The organism is Streptosporangium sp. LJ11 (assembly GCF_051918945.1).
Taxonomy (GTDB): Bacteria; Actinomycetota; Actinomycetes; order Streptosporangiales; family Streptosporangiaceae; genus Streptosporangium.
The window spans coordinates 1-13,219 of sequence record NZ_JBPXMB010000026.1 but is presented as its reverse complement, the minus strand read 5'-3'; the positions used below and the strand labels follow the sequence as shown (position 1 = coordinate 13,219).

General features: G+C 70.3%; 11 protein-coding genes and 1 pseudogene. 7 read left to right on the top strand and 5 right to left on the bottom strand.

All coding sequences use genetic code 11. The annotated features are described in order from the left end of the window. Positions 1 to 146: 146 nt before the first annotated feature. Both ACTOQ3_RS32655 and ACTOQ3_RS32650 read right to left on the bottom strand, forming a co-directional pair. The gene (locus ACTOQ3_RS32655; RefSeq protein WP_440087424.1) at positions 147 to 1,349 is read right to left on the bottom strand and encodes a cellulase family glycosylhydrolase; all 1,203 of its coding nucleotides are present in this window, start codon (positions 1,347 to 1,349) and stop codon (positions 147 to 149) included. Positions 1,350 to 1,400: 51 nt separating this feature from the next. After that, positions 1,401 to 1,766, bottom strand: a pseudogene (locus ACTOQ3_RS32650) (cellulose binding domain-containing protein); the annotation flags it as partial. Positions 1,767 to 1,986: 220 nt separating this feature from the next. Here ACTOQ3_RS32650 and ACTOQ3_RS32645 point away from each other — a divergent pair. Beyond that, positions 1,987 to 2,988 carry a carbohydrate-binding protein gene (locus tag ACTOQ3_RS32645; protein WP_440087297.1) on the top strand — a complete coding sequence of 334 codons (1,002 nt, stop codon included), beginning with the start codon at positions 1,987 to 1,989 and terminating at the stop codon, positions 2,986 to 2,988. Between the two features lie 57 nt (positions 2,989 to 3,045). On the opposite strand, the gene ACTOQ3_RS32640 is transcribed toward ACTOQ3_RS32645, so the two are convergent. Then, positions 3,046 to 4,272, bottom strand: coding sequence for a leucine-rich repeat domain-containing protein (locus ACTOQ3_RS32640; protein ID WP_440087296.1), 1,227 nt, complete (start codon positions 4,270 to 4,272; stop codon positions 3,046 to 3,048). A 225-nt stretch (positions 4,273 to 4,497) separates the two neighbouring features. On the opposite strand from ACTOQ3_RS32640, the gene ACTOQ3_RS32635 reads away from it, so the two are divergent. After that, positions 4,498 to 5,670 carry a UDP-N-acetylglucosamine--N-acetylmuramyl-(pentapeptide) pyrophosphoryl-undecaprenol N-acetylglucosamine transferase gene (locus ACTOQ3_RS32635; protein ID WP_440087294.1) on the top strand — a complete coding sequence of 391 codons (1,173 nt, stop codon included), beginning with the start codon at positions 4,498 to 4,500 and terminating at the stop codon, positions 5,668 to 5,670. Between the two features lie 205 nt (positions 5,671 to 5,875). Here ACTOQ3_RS32635 and ACTOQ3_RS32630 read toward each other — a convergent pair whose 3' ends face one another. Further along, the gene (locus ACTOQ3_RS32630) at positions 5,876 to 6,295 is read right to left on the bottom strand and encodes a hypothetical protein (RefSeq protein ID WP_440087293.1); all 420 of its coding nucleotides are present in this window, start codon (positions 6,293 to 6,295) and stop codon (positions 5,876 to 5,878) included. Positions 6,296 to 6,385: 90 nt separating this feature from the next. On the opposite strand from ACTOQ3_RS32630, the gene ACTOQ3_RS32625 reads away from it, so the two are divergent. The 4 genes from ACTOQ3_RS32625 to ACTOQ3_RS32610 all read left to right on the top strand — a co-directional run bounded on the left by ACTOQ3_RS32625 (position 6,386) and on the right by ACTOQ3_RS32610 (position 11,550). After that, a complete protein-coding gene (locus ACTOQ3_RS32625) occupies positions 6,386 to 7,279 on the top strand; it encodes a hypothetical protein (protein WP_440087292.1) in 894 nt (297 codons plus the stop codon). Between the two features lie 198 nt (positions 7,280 to 7,477). Next, complete coding sequence (locus ACTOQ3_RS32620) at positions 7,478 to 8,584, top strand: RNA-guided endonuclease InsQ/TnpB family protein (RefSeq protein ID WP_440087291.1); 1,107 nt, start codon at positions 7,478 to 7,480, stop codon at positions 8,582 to 8,584. Positions 8,585 to 8,987: 403 nt separating this feature from the next. Next, on the top strand, positions 8,988 to 9,815 hold the full coding sequence (locus ACTOQ3_RS32615; protein ID WP_440087290.1) for a class I SAM-dependent methyltransferase: 828 nt from the start codon (positions 8,988 to 8,990) through the stop codon (positions 9,813 to 9,815). An 859-nt stretch (positions 9,816 to 10,674) separates the two neighbouring features. Further along, the gene (locus tag ACTOQ3_RS32610) at positions 10,675 to 11,550 is read left to right on the top strand and encodes a TIGR02452 family protein (RefSeq protein ID WP_440087289.1); all 876 of its coding nucleotides are present in this window, start codon (positions 10,675 to 10,677) and stop codon (positions 11,548 to 11,550) included. Between the two features lie 165 nt (positions 11,551 to 11,715). Here ACTOQ3_RS32610 and ACTOQ3_RS32605 read toward each other — a convergent pair whose 3' ends face one another. Further along, positions 11,716 to 12,357: an NAD(P)-dependent oxidoreductase gene (locus ACTOQ3_RS32605; protein WP_440087288.1), complete on the bottom strand. Its 642-nt coding sequence runs from the start codon at positions 12,355 to 12,357 to the stop codon at positions 11,716 to 11,718. Positions 12,358 to 12,441: 84 nt separating this feature from the next. Between ACTOQ3_RS32605 and ACTOQ3_RS32600 the strand changes: the two genes are divergently transcribed. Then, positions 12,442 to 13,074, top strand: a complete 633-nt coding sequence (locus ACTOQ3_RS32600; RefSeq protein WP_440087287.1) for a TetR/AcrR family transcriptional regulator — start codon at positions 12,442 to 12,444, stop codon at positions 13,072 to 13,074. Positions 13,075 to 13,219 lie beyond the last annotated feature (145 nt).

The following is a 13,219-nucleotide window of genomic DNA, read 5'->3' as shown; positions in this document are numbered from 1 at the left end:
GCTCCGGGCTCTCGGTGCCGACGCCCGCCTCGGCCGCTCCGCCGGGGGAGGAGCCGGCCGCTCCGCGCGGGAGGAGGGAGACCGGCTTTCGCGCCGGTCTCCCTCCTGGTCGTCACGGTTCTTTCCGGCTCGCCGGTGGGAACCGGTCAGAAGTCGTCGGCGGTGCGGATCCGGTCACGGATCCAGACGCCGGCCTCCTTCAGCGACGAGGTGCCGGTCCAGGGGCCGCCGGCGTCGCAGGTGCCGGTCTTGAAGACCGCGCCGGAGCGGTGGTCGTCGGAGAAGTTCCAGTTCACCCAGCTGATCTTCTTGCTCGCCATCAGGTCGAGGTAGCGCTGGGACATGGCGAAGTCGTTGGCGTCCTCCCCGGCGTAGTTCTGCGTGCCGAACTCGGTGACGAACATCGGGATGCGGTCGGCCGCGCGGGACAGCGCGTTGAGGTACTCGGTGCCGTGCGAGGCCGCGTAGAAGTGGAAGGTGTACATGATGTTCGAGGCGTTGACCGGGTTGCCCGTCACCTCGGTCTCCGTGGCGCCGTCCGACACCCCGAGCGAGGACCAGGCGCGGGTGCCGACCAGGACGATCCCGTCGGGGTCCTGCGCCCGGATCACCGGGATGATCTGTTCGGCGTAGCCCTTGATGGTGCTCCAGCTCACGCCGTTCGGCTCGTTGGCGACCTCGTAGAGGATGTTCGGCCTGGCGGCGTGCCGCTGGGCGATCTCGGTGAAGAAGGTCCTGGCCCGGGTGAGGTTGTAGTTGGGGTCGCCGGGGGTGAGCATGTGCCAGTCCACGATGACGTACATGCCCTGCGCGCTGACCTGCTCGATGAGCGTGTGCGCGAGGTCGGTGAACGCCCGCGGGTTCGTCTCGTAGCCGCCCTCCTGGACGTACGTGGACAGGCGCACCACGTCGGCCTTCCAGTCGGTCGCCAGCGCGTTCAGCGAGCCGGTCGTGACGCACTGCCGGTACCACTGCAGGCCGTGGGTGCTCATGCCGCGCAGCTGGATCTGCTTGCCGTTCTGGTTGCACAGCTTGGTGCCGCAGACCCGCAGCTGTCCGTTGGCCGCGACCGGCGTGCCGCCGCCGCTGCCCGCCTGGGTCGTCGCCGTGACGGACGCGCTCCTCGCGGACTCGTTGTTCGCGGCGTCGCGGGCGGTGACGGTGTAGGTGTGGGTCGTCGAGGCGGCCAGCCCCGAGACCGTGGCGGTCGTGCCGGTCACGGTGGCGACCACGGCGGAGCCCTCGTAGACCCGGTAGTCCTTGACCGTGCCGCTGTTGTCGGTCGAGGCGTTCCAGGCCAGGCTGATGGAGGAGGACGTCGTGCCGGTGCTGCGCGGGGAGGACGGCACGCTCGGCGGCGTGGTGTCGCCGGGGTTCTGCCCGCCGCCGCAGGGAGCGCCGTTGAGCGTGCAGTTGACCGGCGAGCCCGAGCCGGAGGCGGTGAAGCCGAAGGTGGTGCTCGCCCCGGGGGCCAGGGTGCCGTTGTACTCCCGGTTCCTGAAGGTGTACCGGCTGCCGCTGCTGGTCATCAGGGAGTCCCAGTACGTTCCGAGGCTCGTGCCCGACGGGAGGTCGAAGGAGACCGTCCAGCCGTTCAGCGTGGCGGTCCCGGTGTTCTTGACCGTGTACTGGCCGCTGTAGCCGCTGCCCCAATCCTGCGCCTTGGTGAACGTCGCGGTGTCCGCGTGGGCGGCGGACGGGACGAGCAGGGTGAACAGTAACGTCAGCAGCCCGGTCAGCACCAGGGCTGGGGTGGTGCGCCGCATCATCGCTCCTTGCGTGGGGGGTGGTGGACACGTCATGGCGCTTTATTAGGAAACTTTCCTAACGTGACACGTGACGTTAGGTGGCGCGGGCCTGTCATGCAAGACCCAGATCCCCTTGCCCGCTTAAGAAAATTTAATCGTTAGGAAGCTTTCCTAACGGTTTAGGCCGGGGCAGGATGGCGTTCACCCCCCGATACGCCGCGACTCAGAGGTGGCCGCCATGAAACGTTCACGCACGGCTCTGCTGGTCCTCGCGACCCTGCTGCTCCCGACCTCCGCCCTGCCCGCCTCCGCGGCCGGAGCCGCCGCCTGGCAGCTCCGCTGGTCGCCGGACGCCGCGCAGACGGGCCTGTCCGCCTTCGAGACCATCGAGGACGACCGGGCCGGCTCCCACCCGTCCGCCGCCCCGCACATCAAGGTGTCGGGCGGCGCCTTCCGCTTCGACATGCACACGGCCGACCGCGACACCGCCACGGACCGGCAGCGCCACGAGGTCACCGGGATGCGCAACGGCGGGTCGTACCTGCAGTGGCGGCTCGGCGAGACCTGGCGGGTCACCTACTCGATGTACATCCCGAGCACGCTGAAGGCCACCACCACCTTCACCCACATCATGCAGACCAAGCAGCCAGGCAACGGCACCTCTCCCATCACCGTGACCTCGCTGCGCAGGGTCGCCGGCAAGCAGACCATCGAGCACAAGATCTTCGCCGAGAACGTCCTGGTGGGCCGGACCGACCTCGAACCGCTGCAGGACAAGTGGGTCGACGTCGAGTACGAGATCAAGATCGGGAACGGCACCGCCGGGTCGGTGCGCTGGGTCCTGCGCAGCGGCGGGACCACGGTGATCGACGCCACGAGGACCGGCGTCGACACCTTCCTGGCCGACCGCGTCCGTCCCAAGTGGGGCATCTACCGCTCCCTCGGCGACACCTCGGGTTCGCTGCAGAACACCTACCTGCTTCTTCGCGACATGCGCGGCTACCAGCTGGAGGGCGGGACCACCCCGCCCACCCCCACGCCGACCCCGACGCCCACCCCCACCCGGACGCCGACCCCCACGCCCACCCAGACGGGCACCACGTCCTGGAGGGCCGGCACCGCCTACGCCGTCGGCGCCCAGGTCACCTACTCCGGCGTGAGCTACCGCTGCCTGCAGGCGCACACCGCCCAGGCCGGCTGGGAGCCGTCCACCACCCCCGCCCTCTGGCAGCGCCTCTGAGCCGTGCGCGCCGAGGTCGGCCTGTACGTCCGGGCCCGTGCGCCCGGGCCCGGCCGGTCAGCCGGCCGGGCCCGCGCCCTGCCCGATGATCCGGTCTCCGAACCTGGCGACGAGCTGCGCGCGTACGTGCGCCGGAAGGGCGCAGCCGTGCGCGACGAGCGTGTCGAGCGCGGGCAGGTCGAGGAGGACGGCCCAGTCCTGGACGTCGTCGCAGTAGGAGACGTCGAGGTGGCGGAGGTCCTTCAGGACCTGGAGCGGGGCCAGCGACCGCACGGGCGTGTTCCTGATCGACAGGTGCTCCAGGGTGCGCAGGCCCTCGATGCCGTCCAGGCCGGTCAGCGGCGTCTGCTCCAGATCCAGCCGGGTCAGCGAGGTGAGGGCCGAGATGTCCTCCGGGATGCGGTGCAGGCGGCTGCCGGACAGGTCGAGCTCCTCCACCCCGGAGGGCGCGGCCAGGGCCGAGAGCAGGAGCGCCGGGGGCGGGAGTATCACCGGCCGGGGCTGAGCGAGCACCGGTGACCGTCCCGCGGCGGCCTCCTGCAGGACGCGCCACCTGTCCACCGGCGCCCCGTACCCGCCGAGCCGGACGTAGCCCGACGGCAGCCACGGCGCCACCCGCTCGGCCACGATGTCGTCGCGGTCACCGGCGCCGACGACCCCGGCCAGCAGCCGGCCGTAGTGCTCGTACGCGTGCTCGGCGGGCACGAACAGGTCCGCCACGATGTCCCCGCCCGCGACGAGGACCCCGTCGTTGCCCGAACAGAAGATCACCCCCGCGGCGACGCTGCCGAGCACGAGATGGTCGGCCGCGCTGTGGATCGCGCGGGCCCGCAGGTCACCGGTGACCGCGAGGTAGCTCTCCGAGGCGTCGCCGTCGTCGAGGAGCCCCTCCACCACCAGCCCGCCGATCACGATCAGCGGCGCCTTCACGTCGAGCCAGCCGGGAACGTACGTGTCGCCGAACCAGATCGTGGCCCGGTGCACGATCCACCCCGACTCCGTCCGCTCCGCACCGTCGGGAAAGACCGAGGGCGTCTCGCCGGGAAACGCCAGCGACCACGCCTGCGCGAACAGCAGACCGTAGACGGGAGGCATGATGTGATGCGGCCACTCGCCGGCCTGGGCCGGTCGCCGCAGCCAGGATCCGATCGGGTGCAACTCCTCCGCGATGTCGCCGAAATAGTCCAGCGCCGCCGCGCCGGCCCCGGCCTGCCGCCGGAGCACCGCCAACGCGTCATCGAGACGCTCCGACGCCCCGGAGAAATGCTCATCGGTCAGATCCATGTCACATACCGTACTCATCGCCGCGAAATCCGAAAGCCGTTCGAAGGACGCTCCCGGATGGTGGGCGTGTCGGAGGACCACCGGATGCGACCACGCGGCGACGAAGGGCAAAGTGGATCTTCGCCGGGACGTCGGGTACCGTGCCCGAGGCCCCTGAGCACTCCGGCGCGGCCCGCGAACGCGGACCGGGCGCGGGCCACGGTGACATTGGAAGGATGGACACACATGGAGGCTGGAAATCGCCGGACCCTGCGGTTGCTCGTCACCGGAGGCGGGACCGGTGGTCACACCTACCCCGCGCTGACCACCGTCGCGGCCCTGCGCGACCACGCCGCCGCGCGGGGGCTCGACCTGGACGTGCTCTGGGTCGGTACGGCGGCCGGTCTGGAGGCCCGCGTCGCGGCGGAGCACGGCATCCCGTTCCGCGCCATCACTGCGGGGAAGCTCAGGCGCTCGCCCAACCCACGAGAGCTGGCCACCAACCTCGCGGACCTGTTCCGGATCCCGGTCGGCGTGTTCCAGGCCTTCGGCATCGCCGCCCGCTACCGGCCCGACGTGGTGCTGTCGACCGGCGGGTACGTGTGCGTGCCGCTGGGCGTCGCCTCCCGGTTGCTGGGCCGGCCGCTGGTGATGCACGAGCAGATCACCTCTCTCGGGCTGGCCAACCGCATCCTGTCGCGCTTCGCCCGGCGGATCGCGCTGACCCATCCCTCCTCGGTCGAGCACCTGCCCGCGGGGGTGCGCGACCGGGCCGTCATCACCGGCAACCCGGTGCGTCCCCACCTGCTGCGCGGCAACGTCGACGCGGGACGGCGCCACTTCGGGCTCTCGTCCGACCTGCCCCTGGTCTACGTGACCGGCGGCGCCCAGGGGAGCCGCCAGATCAACACCATGGTCGAGGCGATCCTGCCCGCGCTGCTCTCCCGGGCCCAGGTGATCCACCAGTGCGGTCCCGGCTGGATCGCCCAGTTCACCCGTACCGCCGCCGGGCTCCCCGTGGCGGTGCGCGACCGCTACCGTCCGGTGCCGTACGTCGGCGCCGAGCTGGCCGACGTGTTCGCCGCCGCGGACGTCGTGGTCTCCCGCAGCGGGGCGGGCACGGTCGCCGAGCTGACCGCGGTGGGCAAGCCGTCCGTCCTCATCCCCCTGGTGCCCTCCGCCGCCGACGAGCAGCGCCAGAACGCCCGCTACCTCGCCGAGGCGGGCGCGGCCCGCGCGCTCCTGGAGGACGGCCCCACCGCCGACCATCTCCTGGCCGAGCTCGACGCCCTCCTGCGGGACCCGCACGCCCGTGCCGCCATGGCCGGCGCCGCCGGCGCCCTCGGCCGCGTCGACGCCGCCGACAGCCTGGCCCTGGTGCTCCTGGAGGCGGCGGGGGTGAACGGCAAGGCCGGCTGAGCCCGGTGCCGGGTGTCCGGTGCCCGGGAGGCCGATCGGACGGGAGCGTGACCTTCCCGGCGGGGCCTTCTTCGCCTCTCCGGTCGTCCGCGGACGTCTTCGCCGCCCGGATCGGCGGGAAGGTCGCCTCCGGCCGCTCGTCACCTGACCTGGGGACACGTGGTCCCGTTTTCCGGACGTCCCATTGAAAGGGAAAGCCAGGCACCTAAACGCCGGTCGGGTAACGGCGGGCCACGGCGGGGGGATGCACATGAGGAGACCATGTCCCTCGCGTCCCCAGGAGCCTGCCGACCATGACCGAGCCGTACGGCACCGGGACGGCGGCTCTCCTGTGCCGGGCGGCCCTGGCGGTCGTCGGCCTGCTCGTGCTCGCCGGTTGCGGCGGCGGTGCCGAACCTCCGGTGATCACCGTGACGGTGACTTCGGGCTCCTCGGAGCCGTCGGAGACGGAGGCGACCCTCGCGCCGACGAGCCCTGCGAACACGCCGGAGCCGGAACCGTCGCGGAAGCGGCCCGCTACCGCTCCGATCCCTCCGCCGGGGAAGGCGTGCCCGACCGGTGGCGGGGATCCCGTCGAGGGTCCCTGTCCGAGCATCGACGGCAGGGTGCCGTCGCCCAGTCTCACCGCTCGGCAACCGACACACGAACCGCCCGCATCGTCGCCCTCTCCCGACCCGATCCCCTCCCCGGACCCGCCCTCTCCCCTCCAGACGGGGTGAGCGTGCCACAGGCCGGCCAGGAGCACCCCGAACAGTCCAGGCCGATCGACGTGATAGGGCTGATCACCCTTCTGCTGACCGTAAGCGGCGCGGTGCTCATCTACATGGGATGGGCCTACCTGGACGGCTATCTGGGGTCGTTCCAGCTGAAGGCGACGGACATGGGCTTCGGGGTGGACGAGTACGCCCTGCGGGGCCTGAACATCTTCTCCCCGGCCTTCCTGCCCTTCATGGTCGGCGGTACGGCCGTTCTCCTGGCGGGTACGGCGTACCGGTCGTCGCTGACCGCCGCGCTTCCGCAACGGGTCCGCGCGGCGGGCGCGGCGCTGGCCGCGAGGAGGCAGGTACGGATCGCGGCGGACCCGAGATTCGGCGGAGCCGTCGTGACGGTCTGCGGGGCCGCTCTGGCGTTCGCCGCGCTGGCCGGATGGCAGGTCGACACCTTCGTCGTGCTGGCCCTGAGCGTCATCGGCCCGCTGCTGCTCACCTGGCCGACGCGCGGGCTCGCGATCGGCCGCACGGCGTTCTCCGCCGCCGTGGTGACCTCGGTCTTCTGCCTGTTGTGGGCGGCGTCCCTGCACGCGTACCGCAAGGGAGAGGCCACGGCGGAGCAGCTCGTGGCCTCCCTGCCGCACCACACCTCGGTCGCCATCTACAGCGGGAAGACACTCGCGCTCAACGCTCCGGGAGTCATCCGCGTCACGCTGGCGGACAAGACCTACCCGTTCCGCTACGAGGGTCTGCGCCTGCTGATGACGCGCGGGGATCGTTACTACCTGATCCCTTTGATCACGGTGGCGGACTGGAGGAAGGGGAACGGGCGCACGTTCGTGATCGTCGAGCGTGAGGACCGGCGGGTGGAGCTGCTGCCGGGCACGCGAACCGGATGAGGCACCCCGCGGAAGCCCTCCCGGTGGCCGCGCGGGGGCGGTGTCTCATCGGAAACCTCCGAGGAAACCCCCGCCTTTAGGCGGGGGAGGAATCGGAATCCTGCGGAGCAGGGAAGGGGAAGGCGATTTGCCGCCAGGCGGACCGCCGTATCGAACACACGCACGATTCTTAACTGATCGCGTGATACTATGTGAGGTATGGCGCAGATCGTGAAGCGAGCCTACAAGTTCCGCTTCTACCCGACGAACGAGCAGGCAGCGGAGCTGTCTCGCACGTTCGGCTGCACCCGCCTCGTGTACAACAAAGCCCTCGAACACCGCAGCCGCGCCTACACCATCGAAAGCCGGAAGGTCTCCTACGTGGAGTCGTCGGCAGTGCTGACGGAGTGGAAGAAAACCGGCGACCTCGCGTTCCTGAACGAGGTGTCGTCCGTCCCTCTCCAGCAGGCGCTGCGCCACTTGCAGGCGGCGTTCGCGAACTTCTTCGCCAAGCGGGCAAAATACCCGACGTTCAAGTCCCGTAAGAAGTCGCGGGCGAGCGCTGAATATACCCGCAGCGCCTTCCGGTGGAAGGACGGGAGCCTCACCCTCGCGAAGATGAACGCGCCTTTGAACGTCGTGTGGTCGCGTCCCCTGCCTGAGGGTGCGCAGCCGTCCACGGTAACCGTGTCGAAGGATGCGGCGGGTCGCTGGTTCGTGTCCCTCTTGTGTGAGGACCGCATCCCCCCACTGCCCCCGACCTCCACCGTGGTCGGCGTGGACGCGGGCATCACCGCACTGGCGACGCTCTCCACCGGGGAGAAAATCGCCAACCCCAAGCACGAGCGTGCTGACCGTAAGAAGCTCGCCAAGGCTCAGCGGACCCTCGCCCGCAAGGAGAAGGGTTCGGCGAACCGGGCCAAGGCGAAGCTCAAGGTGGCGCGGGTTCATGCCCGCATCACCGACCGTCGCCGTGATCACCTGCACAAGGTCGCCACTCGTCTCGTCCGTGAGAACCAAACGGTCGTGATCGAAGACCTCACCGTCCGCAACATGGTGAAGAACCACAGCTTGGCCCGCGCCATCTCCGACGCCTCGTGGCGGGAAATGCGGTCCATGCTGGAGTACAAGGCCGCTTGGTACGGGCGGGAGTTGCTGGTCGTGGACCGCTGGTTCCCCTCCTCCAAGCTGTGCTCGGCGTGCGGAACCATCCAGCAGTCTATGCCGCTGGGCGTCCGAGAGTGGGTGTGTGCCTGCGGCGCCGCCCATGACCGAGACGTCAACGCCGCGAAGAACATCCTCGCCGCCGGGCTGGCGGAGAGGTAAAACGCCTGTGGAGCCGGGGTAAGACCTCAACGAGAGTCCTCTCGGGCGGGCAACTGGTGATGAAACAGGAACCCTCACGGGTGACCGTGGGAATCCCCCTCGTTTGCAAGGGGGAGGATGTCAAGGACGAAGGTTTACCGAACAGGCGGCGCAGGCCCGGCACCTGCCGGGGGGCGGCCTGAGTAATCTGGCGACCGCACGAAGTGAAGTGCGGTGACGCCGAGAACTCCGAGAACGCCGAGAATGCCGCACCGCGAGCGTTCGTCCCGGGATTTCCAGGAGATGCCGCGGGTGGGTGAGCGTGCGGTCTCACACGGCCGCACGCTCCCTGGCAGGCGCGTCTTTCATGGAGCCGTCCCGCCACGGGGTTTCACGCGGACCGCCGCTGAGAGGCAGGTTGGTTATGGCCCGTCAGGAAAAGCTCTCGCCCGAGGTGATCGGCGAGATGTACAACCAGCTCACCGATTCCTGCGCCGACGCGTTCGGCGGCAACCTCCACGTCGGCTACTGGACGGACGACTACGACGAGGCGCCCGTCGCGCAGGCGACGGACCATCTCACCGACCTGGTGGCCGAGCGCCTGGAGGTCGTTCCCGGGGAGCGCGTCCTGGACGTCGGCTCGGGCACCGGCAGGCCCGCCGTACGCATCGCCACCGCGCGCGACGTCCACGTCACCGGGGTCACCCTGAGCGAGTACCAGGTGCGGCTGGCCGAGGGCCGCCCCGAGGCGGGCCAGGGCCAGGGGCACGCCGACTTCCAGCTCGCCGACGCGATGTGGCTCCCCTTCGACGACGCCTCCTTCGACGCCGCGTACGCCATCGAGTCACTCGTCCACATGGAGAACCCGGCGGCGGTCCTCGCCGAGATCGCCCGGGTGCTGCGTCCCGGCGGGCGGTTCGTGGTGGGGGAGTGGTACCTGCTCGGTCCTCTCGCCGCCGACGACGCCGCGGACCTGGAGCACTTCTCCCGGAGTTTCAACGTGCACTTCCTGCCCACCGTCGAGGAGTTCTACGAGGCGATGGACCGCGCCGGACTGAAGATCGAGATATTTCACGACATATGGCCAAACATCAGCCGGTCCTTCCAGCTCGTGGGCGACATCCTCCCTGCCTCCGCCATCCGGCTGGGCGGCGAGATCGGCGAGCAGCTCGCCGTCTGCACGGAGATATACCGGCGCTTCGGGGAGATCCCGCAGATCAGCTACGCCCTGTTCACCGCGGTCCGCCGCTGAGAGTTCGTGGCCCTCGGGGATCCGAACAAGGAAACGCGATCCCACCCGATCATTCCGGCCGGGTGGGATCGTTCTGTTTCGTGGGAAATGCGATCCGGTCATTAGTGGATTGCCGTGACCCTTCGTGGCCGATGTGGATATGGGACCCAATGAGCCCTTACCGCCAGCCAGAACAGATAAGTTCAGAGGAAGAGAAAACATAGATCATCAGGCACTGTTGGAACAGAACATGACCCTTGCCGAATGGCTCACGGAGTGGCTGAAAGGCTCGTTCGCAAAAGATTTCAAGCCATCCGGTCTCCGTGCTGTCGCGGCGCACCGCGGCGGTCTACATTGGCCCTTCGTCCTCGGGTGAACTGGTACTTCCGCAGCACCGTGATCACTTTGCCGAACGAGTGGCCCAGCTCGCTACGGCCTGCCTTCGTCTGACGCACCGAGCCTTGCACTTCTACGATCGCCTCCCCCCGCTCACGGGCGGACATGGAACTCACCGGCACACCCGCAAGGAGAATTCGTCAGCGCCCCGTGCGCCGACTCGTCAGACAACGGCCTGGTGGAGGCGCTGCCCGCGTCATCGTCACGAGACGGCTCGGACGGCACGACCTCTCCTGGCATGTGATGTGGCTCCGGCATTGACGGCGGGACCGTACGGTTTTCGGCTCTGCTCACTTTCGGTGGTGACCGAGCGCGCTCGCAGGTGATGAGGAGGCGCTGGAGACGAATCAGGCGGCCACGGAACTCCGCACTGGTCGGCTCTCCCCGGCCATCCGCGCCGGGAAGCCCCTCTCCCACGTTTTTCTCCTATTGAGAATTTCTCAGTATGAGGATAACTTGTGCCCGGGAGGAAGCGGGAGGAATGATGACGCAAGCACGACGGGCGCTCGCCGCGGAGACCGTGGCGATCCTGGAGCGCGGCTGGTACGACCACCCCTCGCGGGGGCGGGTGTCCATCGCGAAAGAGCTCGCCGGTGCCGTCGCGGGCACCCGGCTGTGGGAGCCCGACGAGCCGGTCGGGCCGCTCGCCGTGTCCCCGGTGATGTCCCCGGAGATGTCCCCGGCCGTCGCGACCTCGGTGGAGGTCGTCAACGAGACCTCCCTGTCGGCCGCCCGCCGGATGGTCGAGGCCGGCGGGACCGACGATGACGGTGACGGTGCCGTCGGCTGCCTGAACTTCGCCTCGGCGAAGAATCCCGGGGGTGGTTTCCTGCGGGGGACCCAGGCGCAGGAGGAGAGCCTGGCGTACGCGTCGGGGCTCTACCGCTGCCTGCTCGAGGCGCCGGACTTCTATGCCCTCCACCGGAAACGGGGCGACCCGCTCTACAGTGACCGCGCGATCTTCTCGCCCGCCGTCCCGGTCTTCAGGGACGACCGGGGCGGCCTCCTCGCCCGCCCGTACCCCGTCTCGTTCCTCACCGTGGCCGCGCCGAACGCCGGGGCCATGGACGAGAACGACGAGCGGCGCGCCCGCCTGCCGGAGGTGCTGTTCGAGCGCTCGGGGAGAGCGCTGAGCCTCTTCGCCACCTCGGGGCTGCGCCGGCTCGTGCTGGGCGCGTGGGGGTGCGGGGTGTTCCGCAACTCGCCCGCGCTCGTGGCGGCCTGCTTCGCCACGCACCTCGGCCCCTCGGGCGCCTTCCACGGGCGCTTCGAGCGGGTGGTCTTCGCCGTGCTCGACGACGCCCCCGGAACGCCCGTCCACGACGCGTTCGCCCGGGCGTTCACCGGCGAGCCAGGGTAAGGCGCCGGTCCCGGTGTCCCCGGGATGCCCCGTGCCGGGTCCCGCGGAGTTCCACCGGGTCCTGCCGAGGCCTGTCGGATCCGGGTGACCGCCGGGAACGTCCGGGCCGGCGGCGCTCCCCGTGCCCGTGTCGCGCAGGAACGGGGCGTCGGAGGTTCGAGGAGTTCAGTACGCGATGCCGACCACCTGCCTCACGGTCGCCGGGTCGTCCAGCAGGGCGAGGATCGCGTGGGCCAGGTCGGAGCGGGCGATCGTGCGTCCGCCGGGGACGTTGCCGCCGACGGCCAGCCGGTAGGTCCCGGTGAGAGGCTTGTCCAGCAGGCGGGGCGGCCGCATGACCGTCCAGTCGGTGTCGCCGGCGCGGACGGCCTCCTCCATCGCCCTCAGATCGGTGTAGACGTCCCGCAGGAATCTCTGGATCAGCGGGGTCATGATCCTGCGGTCGAGGAAGGGGTCGCCCTGCGGCGACGGGCCGACCGGGGCCGCGCTCACCGCGACGAAGCGGCGCACCCCGCAGATCTCCATGGCGGACAGGATCCCCCGCGTCGCCGGCGCGACGACGCCGTCCCGGGCGAGCTTCCTGCTGCGCGGGCCCAGACCCGAGATCACGGCGTCCCGTCCCTCCATCGCGGGACGCAACGACCGCGGGTCGGTCACGTCGGCCGTCACCACCCGCACGCCGGTGAGGTCGCCGGGCAACCGCGCGGGATCGCGCACCACCGCCGTCACCTCGTGCCCCGCCTCCAGCGCCTGTCGTACGACCTCCCGGCCCGTACCGCCCGTGGCTCCGCAAACGGTCAGCTTCATGGCGCCCTCCTGGTGGGTAAGTGCTCACTAACCACTAGAGTGAGTGCTCACCCACCCATTCGTCAACCGCGGGGAGCGCCCAGCATGAAGCCGACGCGGGTCCGGATCCTGGACGCGGCCGACCAGCTGATGCGGACCATCGGGCTGGCCCGCACCACCACCAAGGAGATCGCCCGCGCCGCGGGATGCTCGGAGGCCGCGCTCTACAAGCACTTCGACAGCAAGGAGGAGCTGTTCACGTTCGTCCTGAAGGAACGGCTGCCCCGGTTCGCCCCGCTCCTCGCCGAGTTGGAGAGCGGGGAGGCGGACGGGCGCGACGTCGAGGAGACCCTGGCCGAGATCGCCCGGCACGCCGTGGCGTTCTACGCGTCGACCTTCCCGATCGCCGCCTCCCTGTTCTCCGATCCGGCACTGCTGCGACGGCACGGCGAGGAGATGGACAGGCTCGACATGGGCCCGCACAGGCCGCTCGACTCCCTGGCCGCCTACCTGCGCGAGCAGCGTGCCGCCGGGCGCGTCCGCGCCGACGCCGACCCCGAGGCGGCGGCGGCCCTGTTCCTCGGGGCCTGTTTCCAGCGTGCCTTCCTGCAGGCCTTCAGCGGGGAGCGCCCGCCGTCGGGCCCGGCCGCCCGGCCGATCGGCGAGTTCGCCACCGCGCTGGCCAGGACCCTCCTGGACGGCGTCGGGGAGCCGGGGCCGCCCGCCGCCCGGCCGTGATCGCCGCCGGCCCGCGTTCGCGACGTACGGGCCGGCGGTGAGCGACGCGCAGGCCGGGCGGTGAGGCTAGAAGTCCATGTCGCCGCCGCCGGGCATGGCGGGGGCGGCTCCGGCCTTCTCGGGCTTCTCGGCGATGACGGCCTCG

Bases quoted from the DNA above. Each gene is read 5' to 3' on its own strand.
- ACTOQ3_RS32600 (WP_440087287.1), top strand. From the start codon at position 12,442: ATGAAGCCGACGCGGGTCCGGATCCTGGACGCGGCCGACCAGCTGATG.
- ACTOQ3_RS32640 (WP_440087296.1), bottom strand. From the start codon at position 4,272: ATGGATCTGACCGATGAGCATTTCTCCGGGGCGTCGGAGCGTCTCGAT.
- ACTOQ3_RS32635 (WP_440087294.1), top strand. From the start codon at position 4,498: ATGGAGGCTGGAAATCGCCGGACCCTGCGGTTGCTCGTCACCGGAGGC.
- ACTOQ3_RS32645 (WP_440087297.1), top strand. From the start codon at position 1,987: ATGAAACGTTCACGCACGGCTCTGCTGGTCCTCGCGACCCTGCTGCTC.
- ACTOQ3_RS32610 (WP_440087289.1), top strand. From the start codon at position 10,675: ATGACGCAAGCACGACGGGCGCTCGCCGCGGAGACCGTGGCGATCCTG.
- ACTOQ3_RS32620 (WP_440087291.1), top strand. From the start codon at position 7,478: ATGGCGCAGATCGTGAAGCGAGCCTACAAGTTCCGCTTCTACCCGACG.
- ACTOQ3_RS32605 (WP_440087288.1), bottom strand. From the start codon at position 12,357: ATGAAGCTGACCGTTTGCGGAGCCACGGGCGGTACGGGCCGGGAGGTC.
- ACTOQ3_RS32615 (WP_440087290.1), top strand. From the start codon at position 8,988: ATGGCCCGTCAGGAAAAGCTCTCGCCCGAGGTGATCGGCGAGATGTAC.